6 protein-coding genes are annotated in these 10430 nt (G+C 64.6%); 3 read left to right on the top strand and 3 right to left on the bottom strand.

The features are described 5' to 3' along the window. Positions 1-213: 213 nt before the first annotated feature. Complete coding sequence (locus NTZ26_05440; GenBank protein MCX6559941.1) at positions 214-2325, bottom strand: M28 family peptidase; 2112 nt, start codon at positions 2323-2325, stop codon at positions 214-216. 133 nt (positions 2326-2458) lie between these two features. On the opposite strand from NTZ26_05440, the gene NTZ26_05445 reads away from it, so the two are divergent. Next, positions 2459-3655 carry a pyridoxal phosphate-dependent aminotransferase gene (locus NTZ26_05445; GenBank protein ID MCX6559942.1) on the top strand — a complete coding sequence of 399 codons (1197 nt, stop codon included), beginning with the start codon at positions 2459-2461 and terminating at the stop codon, positions 3653-3655. A 3-nt stretch (positions 3656-3658) separates the two neighbouring features. On the opposite strand, the gene NTZ26_05450 is transcribed toward NTZ26_05445, so the two are convergent. Beyond that, a complete protein-coding gene (locus NTZ26_05450) occupies positions 3659-5209 on the bottom strand; it encodes a M20/M25/M40 family metallo-hydrolase (GenBank protein MCX6559943.1) in 1551 nt (516 codons plus the stop codon). 273 nt (positions 5210-5482) lie between these two features. Here NTZ26_05450 and ppdK point away from each other — a divergent pair, with 273 nt between their 5' ends. Beyond that, entirely contained in the window at positions 5483-8266 is a 2784-nt protein-coding gene (ppdK, locus tag NTZ26_05455) for a pyruvate, phosphate dikinase (protein MCX6559944.1), read from the top strand. Between the two features lie 77 nt (positions 8267-8343). Here ppdK and NTZ26_05460 read toward each other — a convergent pair whose 3' ends face one another. Further along, complete coding sequence (locus NTZ26_05460) at positions 8344-8718, bottom strand: VOC family protein (protein ID MCX6559945.1); 375 nt, start codon at positions 8716-8718, stop codon at positions 8344-8346. Between the two features lie 45 nt (positions 8719-8763). Between NTZ26_05460 and ettA the strand changes: the two genes are divergently transcribed. Next, on the top strand, positions 8764-10430 hold a 1667-nt coding region (gene ettA, locus NTZ26_05465), incomplete at its 3' end, for an energy-dependent translational throttle protein EttA (GenBank protein ID MCX6559946.1).

The following is a 10430-nucleotide window of genomic DNA, read 5'->3' on the forward strand; positions in this document are numbered from 1 at the left end:
CGGCGTCGTGGATGCCCAGAGGGCGGCGGAGTAGCGGATCGGTGCCGGGGTTCGTCCGGAGCATGACGAATTGGCCGGGCTTGGCTGCGGCGGCCATGTCCGGCGCGGCGAAGCGGAGGAGGTGGAACTCGCCCCAATCGCGCCTGGCCAGGATCGGGGCTTGGGGATCGTGGCGCATGGCGGGGCTAAAAGTAACAGAAGCGGGAGGCGGGGTCAACGTAGCTTCAGGACGCCGCGCTGGACGGCCTGGTCCAGCAGGGCCTGGACCCGATCGGCTTCCACCCTTCCGTAATAGAATTCGCCGGCGGTCATCGCCTCGGCTTGAACGGCCCGGAAGATGTCGAGATACGAGCGCCTCCCATCGACGAAGGCGTAGCACTCTTTGGCTATGATCGGATGGAGGCCGGGGAACGAGACGCCCCAGCCCCGCTTGGAGAAATATTCGTCGAGAGAAGCGACGTTGATCGGGACTTTGCCGGCCATTTCCCTCTCCAAGGCGGATGGCGCGACGACGGGGATTTTCGTTTCTCCGGTCAGGGCCGCATAGGCCGCCGCCAGGTCCTCCCGCAGAGTCGCGGCCAGACGGTCGATCGACCGCATCCGCCCGGCCGGCAGGGCGGCGTTTTTTCCGCCCGGCGCCGCGAAGACCTGGATCGAGCTCAAAGCGCCCTTCTCGCGGGCGACGGCCTGGTCCAGCAGGTTGAGGGCCTCGTGATAAGCGCGCGGCCGATCCTTGGCCTCGGCCTTGCGCAAGTAGGCCAGGGCGGTGATCAGGTCGCGGCCCAGTCGGGCGACGCCCCGGGCATGGACCTCCTGGACGAGCAGCGGCACCTCCTCGTCCCCGGCGTTGGCCACGAAGAGGGCCACCGCCGCCACGACAAGCGCATTGCGCTTGAGCTGGGTCCGGTCGATGTTCCCCAGATCGTCGTCGCTGGAGTGGATGTAGGCATCGGGGTTGTTGATCAGAGCGACGCCCGGGACGCGCACGACGCCCTCGCAGAAGACCTCGTGGTCCGAGCCGCCGCTATGCGGGACGACCAGCGCGTCGTAGCGCTCGCGCGAGCCCAAGAAGGCCAGCACGGGCTTGGAGAAGGGCTGGGGGATTCCCGCCTCCTCGGCGCCCATGGAGCCGCTGTTGCCGAGAACGAGTGAATCGACGATCGATTCGATGACATCGTTGAGATAGCTGGGCAGGGAGAAGGGCGTCCGGATGATATGTTGGACGCGCGAGCCCTGGCTTTGCCGGGCCCCGACCATGTCCTGGTTGATCGCGGCCAGCCAGCCCCGCGGCGCCTCGGGGTGTTCCCGCAGATACTGGTATTCCGAGGTGTGTTCGTTGGGCCACCAGAAGACGATGTCGCGCTTCGGCCGCGGCATCTTGCCGGCCGCGATCAGGGCGTTGATGGCCCGGCCGATTTCAAGCTGGGAGGCGCAGCCGCTGCCGTTGTCGTTGGCCGAGGTGCTCTCCTCGTCCAGATGGGCGGTCAGAACGATATCCTGGTCGTGGATGGAGGCGCCCTCGATCTCGGCCCAGAGATAGCCCTGTTCGGCAGGCTCGCGGACATCGGCTTCGATATCGGCCCGGACCTTGACGGGGCGGCCGGCCGTCTTGGCATTCCGCAAGACGCCTTGCAGGCGGCCGTACTGCCGGGGCGAGATCATGAAGGCCCAAGGGGCCGCTTTTCCGGGCGGGGCGGCCATCGGAACCTTGATGTAGGCGACTTGATCCGGATTGTCGAACGCGGTGTCGGCGTGGATCGAGGCGCAGGAGACGACACCCAGGGCGCCCTTTCCCCAGACCGCCGTCCGCATGGCCGCGGCGGGGGAGGCCGTCGTCAGGACGATTTTGCCCGCCACATCGAGATCCGCGAGCTCGGCGGCGCTCGTCCGGCCGCCGATGTCGACGAGCTCCGCGGCGGCATGGGCGGTCCGGCTGAAGACGGCCAGCGATACTGCGACGTCGGCGAAGTCGGCCAGCTTCTCCGTCTCCGGCTCGATCATCCGGAGGACGGCCGAGCGTGGGTTCCAGCTCATTCCGCCCTCGAACTTCTGGGTCACGACCGCGACGTTTGTCAGCCCGGATTCGCGGGCCAGTCCGGCCAGGAATCCGGCTGCGTCCAGAAAGGCTTGCGAGCCCATGATGCGATGATACGGCGTCAGGCGGCGGACGACGTTGAAGGCCCGGTCGCCGGAGATCTCGTCGACCAGGAGCCGAAAAGCCGGCGCGGGCAGAAAGGCACTATCCTGGGCCCGGGCCGGGAGGGCGGCCGCCGCACCGAAACCGGCGATCAGGGCGGGAATCCAGACTCGGCGGAAATGGGTCATGACGGCCTCCGTGCTCCGAACATTAGGCATTCGCGGCGGCCTTGTCAATCTGTATCCCGGCTTTTGACAGCCCCGCCGAATTTGGGACATAATGGCGTTCTCATAAATATCGGTTTTCCGTAAGGAGTCATCCATGCAGATCTCCAGACGGGGACAGACCGTTCAGGCCTCTCCCATCCGCAAGTTCAAGCCCTACGCCGACGCGGCCATCAAGGCCGGCGTCAAGGTCTTTTTCCTGAACATCGGCGACCCCGATATCCCCACGCCCAAGCCCATCCTGGACGCTGTGCGCAGCTTCAACGATCCCATCCTGAGCTACGGCCCGGCCCAGGGCTTTTTAGAGCTGCGGGAGGCGATCGCCGTCTACTTCGGCGGCTACGGCATCAGCCTCGGCGCCGACGACGTCATCATCACCAACGGCGGCTCGGAGGCCATCCTCCTGGCCTTCGCCACCGTGGCCGACCCCGGCGACGAGATCATCATCCCCGAGCCGTTCTACACCAACTACAACGGCTACGCCTCGTTGGCCAACCTGAAAGTCGTCCCTTTGACCCTCAAAATCGAGGACGGCTACCGCCTGCCGCCGGCCGCGGACTTCGAGGCCAAGATCACGCCTCGGACGAGAGCCATCGTTCTCTGTTCGCCCAATAACCCGACCGGCTCGGTCTATTCTCCCGAGGAGCTGCGGCGGGTCGTCGACATCGCCGTCCGGCACAACCTCTTTCTCATCGGCGACGAAGTCTATAAGGAATTTATTTACGACGGCCTCCAGCACATGAGCCTGATGGAGTTTCCCGAAGCGCGTGATCGCGTCATCGTGGTCGACTCGATCTCCAAGCGCTTTTCCTGCTGCGGCGCCCGCATCGGCGCCGCCATCACGAAAAATGCCGACGTCTATGGAGCTATGCTCAAATTCGCCCAGGCCCGGCTCTGCCCGCCCTCGATCGAGCAGAAGGCGGCGATCGCCGCCTACAAGATGGGAATGGGCTATTTCGAGGCGGTGCGACAGGAGTACGAGCGGCGCCGCGACGTGTTGTACGAAGGCCTGGCCGCTATCCCCGGCCTCACGGTCCGCAAGCCGCAGGGCGCGTTCTACATGAGCGTCCGCCTGCCGATCAAGGACGCCGAGAAGTTCGTCCTCTTTATGCTCAATGACTTCCGGCTCGGCAACGCCACGGTCATGGTCGCCCCCGAAGCCGGCTTCTACGCCACCCCGGGCAAGGGCCTGGATGAGGTCCGGATCGCCTATGTTCTTAAAGAAAAAGACATTCGCCAGTCCGTGATCATCCTTAAGGCCGGGCTGGAAGCCTATCAGGCCGTCGAAAAATAAGTCCTATTTTTTCCAGGGCAGGGGAACGTTTCCCAGCTCGGCCGTCAGCTCGTAGGCCAGGCGGGCGATCGCCTCGGCCTTGGCGTAATCGATCTTCTCGGCGTCGTCCGTGGCCCGGTGGTAGTCCGCATGGGAGCCCGAGAAAAAAAAGACTCCGGGGATGCCGAAGTTCGCGAAGGTCATGTTGTCGCTGCCCGCGCTGCCCAGCCGGTCGAGCTTGAGCGGCCAGCGGACAGTGCGCTCGTTGACCGCGATCAGCATTTTCCTGAATTCCGGCGTCACGGTGTCGGTGTCCAGGGCGTATTCCGCCCGGTCCGCCTCGTTGGCCTTGTCGGTCCTTCCGATCATGTCCAAGTCCACGTCGGCCACGATCTTGTCGCGCGGGATGGGGCAGGAGGCCAGGAAATGCCGCGAGCCGAGCAGGCCGCTCTCCTCGCCGGCAAAGAGGACGAAGACGGCCGAGCGCTTGAGCGGCTTGGCCGCCACGGCCTCGGCGATCTCCATCACCCCGGCGCAGCCGCTGGCGTTGTCGTCGGCCCCGTTGCGGATGGCGCCGGTCGAGTCGGGCGTCAGATGGTCGAGGTGCGCGGTTACGGCCACATACTCGTTCTTCAGCTCGGGATCCGTCCCTTCCACGATCCCGACCACGTTCCAGGCCGGTAGAGGCTCGGCGTCGAAGGCCGCCGCGACTGTAGCCGTGACCCCTTTTAGCGGGCCCGGCTTGATCTTGGCCGCGTCCGCCTCCGGCTTTTTCGGAGTTCCGGCCTGCCCGGCCATGATGGCTAGGGCGGTCTCGGATTTTAGGGTGATGATCCAGGGAATGAACGCGGGAGCGGCCTGGTTATCGTAGACGATTTGGGGCGATTCGGCCTTGGTGCGGTTCTTGTCGAGCAGGGCGGCCATCGAAGGATCGGTCACCATGATGACGCCGGCCGCTTTAAGCGACAGCAGGCCCATCAGCTTTTGCGACCAGCCGAGGACGGAGCTATATGTTTTATGGAGGGCCTCCGGCAGGACGGGCTTGCCCTTCTTGAGAGGCGCCCCCGGCCAGATCAGGACGAGCTTGCCTTCGACGTTCAGACCTTTGAAATCGTCCCAGCCGGCGGCCGTTTCGCGGATGCCGAAGCCGGCGAAGACGAGTTCGAGCGTGCGGCCTTGGCAGGGCAGGATATCGCCCTCGAGCCATTTGAAGTCCCTGCCGTGCGTCAGGACGATCTCTCCCTTGGGCGTCTTAACGGTCAGGATCGGCGTGTCCTTCGAGGTCCGTTTTTGGATGGGGACGGGCTGAAGATAAGCCGGCTTGCCGTCGACTTGGAGCCCGGGTTTGAGCCCGGCCGCCTTGAACTGGCTTTCCCCGTAGCGGGCGGCGATTTCGTAGCCTTTCGAGGCGATGTAGCGCCCTTCCAGGGCGTCCGAGGCCAGGAAATAGATGTGGTGCTTGATCTCCGCGGCCGTGATCGACGCGGCGGGGGAGGAGGCCTCTTGGGCTCCGAGAAGGGTCAATAAGGACGCGGACATCAGGAGGAAAGGCGCGATTCGGCCATGTTTCGGCATGCGATGTCTCCTTCCAGTGCGGCGGCTCGGGACGCTTCGGGAAGCGGACCATCCCGCTCTTTAAATGATACGAAGCCGGGGCGCAAAAAGTTCGATCCCGGCTCCGTTTCGAGATGTTTGGCGGCTTCCGGGGAAGGTTCCGCGCCAAACGTCCGCAACCCGTCCCGACTCCATCGCGGATGGCCGTTTTCGCCGCTTCGTCTTGAAATCCACCCCCCGTCCGGAGTATCATTCAGCGTTTACTTGCTCTCAATCACCAAAGGAGATCGCGTCATGCTCAGAAAGTATGTCTATTTCTTCGGCGCCGGAGCGGCCGAAGGAAACATGAAGATGAAGAACCTCCTCGGCGGCAAGGGCGCCAACCTGGCCGAGATGGCCGGGATCGGGCTGCCCGTCCCGCCGGGCTTCACCGTTTCGACCGAAGTCTGCGACCTGTTCTACAAGAGCCGGAAGCGGATCCCGAACGAAGTCCGGCTGGAGGTCGAGAAAAACCTCAAGCGGCTGGAGAAGGCCGTCGGCCAGACCTTCGGTGACGACAAAAATCCCCTGCTCGTCTCGGTCCGTTCGGGGGCTCGGGCGTCCATGCCCGGCATGATGGACACTATCCTCAACCTCGGCCTGAACGAGAAGACGGTGGCCGCCCTGATCGCCAAGACCGGCAACCCGCGCTTCGCCTACGACTGCTACCGCCGCTTCGTCCAGATGTACGGCGACGTCGTCCTCGGCCTCAAGCCGCAGCACAAGGACGAGATCGATCCGTTCGAAGAGATCATCGAGGCCCGCAAGAACGCCAAGAAGATCAAGCTGGACACCGAGCTGACCGCCGATGACCTGAAAGACCTGGTCGCCGCTTTCAAGATGGCGATCAAAGCGAAGACCGGCCACGACTTCCCCGAGGACCCGCGCCAGCAGCTCTGGGGCGCCATCGGGGCCGTTTTCAGCTCCTGGATGAACGACCGGGCCATCGCCTATCGCAAGCTCTACGACATCCCCGAGTCGTGGGGCACCGCCGTCAACATCCAGCTCATGGTCTTCGGCAACATGGGTCGCGACTCCGGCACCGGCGTCGCCTTTACCCGCGATGCCGCGACCGGCGAGAACATCTTCTACGGCGAGTACCTGATGGACGCCCAGGGCGAGGACGTTGTGGCCGGCACGCGCACGCCGCTTCCGATCGCCGACCTGCAAAAAGACGATCCCAAGTCCCTGGCCCAGCTGGAGAAGATCCGCAAGGCCCTGGAAAAGCACTACAAGGACATGATGGACGTCGAGTTCACCATCCAGCAGGGCAAGCTTTACATGCTGCAGTGCCGGGTCGGCAAGCGGACCGCCTTCGCCGCCATCAAGATCGCCGTCGACATGGTCGACGAGAAGCTGATCGGCGAGGCGGAAGCCCTGAGCCGCATCGAACCCGACCAGCTCAACCAGCTCCTGCGTCCGATCTTCGACCCGGCCGAGAAGGCTGCTGCGATCAAGGCCGGCCGCCTGATGGCCAAGGGCCTCAACGCCGGCCCCGGCGCCGCCACCGGTCGCCTGGTCTTTAACGCCGTCGATGCCGACACCTGGGCCAAGCGGGGCGAGAAAGTCATCTTGACCCGGATCGAGACCTCGCCCGAAGACATTAAGGGCATGAGTGCGGCCGAGGGCATTTTAACCGCCCGCGGCGGCATGACTTCGCACGCCGCCCTGGTGGCCCGGCAGATGGGCCGAGTTTGCGTCGCCGGCTGCGGCGAGCTCGACATCGATTACGCCAAGCACACTCTGGCCGTCAAGGGGCGGACGCTTAAGGAAGGCGACTGGATTTCGATCGACGGTACGACCGGCCAGGTTCTCGAAGGCAAGGTCAACACCAAGCCCTCCGAGGTCCTCCAGGTCCTGATCGAGAAGACGCTAGCCCCGGCTCAGGCGCCCGTCTACCAGACGTTCGCCAAGGTCATGAAGTGGGCCGATAAATACCGGACCCTGAAGATCCGGACCAACGCCGACCAGCCCGACCAGTCGGCCAATGCCGTGGCCTTCGGGGCCGAGGGCATCGGCCTCTGTCGGACGGAGCATATGTTCTTCGGCGAGGGCAAGATCGGCCCGATGCGGGAGATGATCCTGGCCGACACGCTGGACCAGCGCAAGGCCGCTCTGGCCAAGCTCCTGCCGCTCCAGCGCAAGGACTTCGCCGGCATCTTCGAGGTCATGGCCGGCCGGCCGGTGACGATCCGGACGATCGATCCGCCGCTGCACGAATTCCTGCCCCACACGGACACGGACCAGCAGGCCTTGGCCGCCCAGATGGGCATCTCGGCCGAGAAGGTCAAGGCCCGGGTCGAGTCCCTGCACGAATTCAACCCGATGCTGGGCTTCCGCGGCTGCCGCCTGGGCATCATCTATCCCGAGATCACCGAGATGCAGGCCCGGGCCATCTTCGAGGCCGCGGCCGACACCAAGAAGAAGGGCATCGAGGTCGAGCCCGAGGTCATGATCCCGCTGGTCGGCAACGTCAAGGAGCTGGCCAATCAGGAGAAGATCGTCCGGGCGACGGCCGAGTCCGTGATGAAGGAAAAGGGCGTCAAGTTCAAATATCTGGTCGGGACGATGATCGAGATCCCGCGCGGCGCGCTGACGGCCGACGAGATCGCCACGGTGGCCGAGTTCTTCAGCTTCGGCACCAACGACCTGACCCAGACGACCCTGGGTGTGAGCCGCGACGACGCGGCCCGCTTCCTGACCCCGTACGTCGAGATGGAGATCTATCCCAAGGACCCGTTTGAAGTCCTCGACCGCGACGGCGTAGGCCAGCTGATGAAGATGGCCGTAGCCAAGGGCCGCCAGACCCGGCCCGGGATCAAGCTGGGCATCTGCGGCGAGCACGGCGGCGAGCCTTCCAGCGTCGAGTTCTGCCACATGATCGGGCTGAACTACGTCAGCTGTTCCCCCTTCCGGGTGCCCATCGCCCGGCTGGCGGCGGCCCGGGCGGCCCTGGCGTACCCTCCGGCAGCCAAGAAGGCCGCCCCGGCCAAAAAGAAGGCTACGCCCAAGGCCAAGAAGCCCGCCCGCAAGCGCTGACCGGGTTTTTCTAGAGTAAGTCCATAGGCCGTCCGGCGAAAAGCCGGGCGGCCTTTTTTATGCGCGGGCTCTCGGCTTCAGCCCCGGCCGGGAGGGAGAATTTCGAGCCAGTACCCGTCGGGATCTTCTATGAAATATATCCCCATAGCCTGGTTTTCGAAGCAGACGGCGCCTATCTCTTTGTGCCGTTTGTAGGCCGCGTCGAAGTCGTCGACCCGGAAAGCGAGATGGAACTCGTTGTCGCCCAGGTTGTAGGGCTCTTTCCGGTCCCGCGTCCAGGTCAGCTCGAGCTTGTGCTCCGTGACGCCGTCGCCCAGGAAGACGAGGATGAAGCTCCCGTCGGCCGGGGCGATGCGCCGGACCTCCTCCAGGCCGAGCGCCATATTGTAGAAAGCCAGGCTGCGTTCCAGGTCCAGGATATTGAGGTTGTTGTGGGCGAAAGTGAATCTCATGGCGCCATTATATACGCCGGGCGGGCGTTCGGTTACAATCCCCCTATGCCATCCGATACCCAAGTCATCTTCTCCATGTCGCGCGTCGGGCGCATCCATCCCCCGAACCGGCAGGTCCTCAAGGATATCTCTCTGGGCTTCTATTACGGCGCCAAGATCGGCGTGCTCGGCCTGAACGGGTCGGGCAAATCGACGCTCTTGCGCATCATCGCCGGGAAGGACCAGGACTACGTCGGCGAGATCGCCATGAGCAAGGGCTACACGGTCGGCCTGCTGGAGCAGGATCCCCAGCTCGATCCCGACAAGACCGTCCTCGAGATCGTGCGCGAGGGGGTGCAGCCGATCGTCGACCTTCTGGCCCGCTACGACGCGGTCAACGAGAAGTTCGGCGACCCCGATATCGACATGGACGCCGTGCTGGCCGAGCAGGCCCGCCTGCTGGAAGAGATCGAGAAGCACGACGCCTGGAACCTCGACAACCATCTCGAGATCGCCATGGAGGCGCTCCGCTGCCCGCCGCCCGAGACGCCCGTCAAGATCCTCTCCGGCGGCGAGCGGCGCCGGGTGGCCCTGACCCGCCTCCTGCTCATGGAGCCCGACATCCTCCTGCTCGACGAGCCGACCAACCACCTGGACGCCGAATCGGTGGCTTGGCTGGAGCACCATCTACAGGCCTACAAGGGGACGGTCATTGCCGTGACCCACGACCGCTATTTCCTGGACAATGTCGCCGGCTGGATCCTGGAGCTTGACCGCGGCGAGGGCATCCCCTGGAAAGGCAATTACTCCTCCTGGCTGGAGCAGAAGCGCGATCGGCTGGCGATCGAGGAGCGGACCGAATCGCGCCGCCAACGGACCCTGGCCCGTGAGCTGGAGTGGGTCCGCCTGTCGCCCAAGGCCCGCCAGGCCAAGGGCAAGGCCCGCGTCACGGCCTATGAAAAGCTTTTAAGCCAGGACTTCGAGCGATATCGCGACGAACAGGAGCTGCCTATCCCGCCCGGCCCCAGGCTCGGCGACCTGGTCATCGAGATCGAAGGCGTGTCCAAGGCCTACGGCGACCGGGTGCTCATAGACGACCTGACGGTCAGCCTGCCGCCGGGCTCGATCGTCGGCATCATCGGGCCCAACGGGGCCGGCAAGACGACCCTGCTGCGGATGATCACCGGATCGGAGGCGCCCGATGCCGGCCGGATCCGGATCGGGGAAACGGTCAAGCTGGCTTACGCCGATCAATCACGAACCCTCGATCCCGGCAAGACGGTCTTCGAGGAGATCTCGGGCGGCGTCGAGCTGATCACGGTCGGCGGGCGGACCATGAACACCCGGGCCTATTGCGCCTCGTTCGGATTCGGCGGCACCGACCAGCAGAAGAAGGGCGCCATGCTGTCGGGCGGCGAGAGAAATCGAGTCCACCTGGCCAAGGCCCTATCCGAGGGCGGCAACGTGCTGCTTTTGGACGAGCCGACCAACGACCTGGATGTCAACACCCTGCGGGCCCTGGAGGATGCGCTGGCAGGATTTGCCGGCTGCGCCGTGGTCGTCAGCCACGACCGCTGGTTTCTGGATCGCGTCGCCACCCACATCCTGGCCTTCGAGGAGGATGGCGGCATCCGCTATGTCTTCGGCAATTACTCGGAATACCGGGAGGATCTGCGCAAGCGCAAAGGGACGGCGGCCGATCAGCCCCACCGGCTGAAATACAAGTCGCTGAA

The sequence above is a fragment of the Candidatus Aminicenantes bacterium genome (assembly GCA_026393855.1).
Classification (GTDB): Bacteria; Acidobacteriota; Aminicenantia; order Aminicenantales; family UBA4085; genus UBA4085.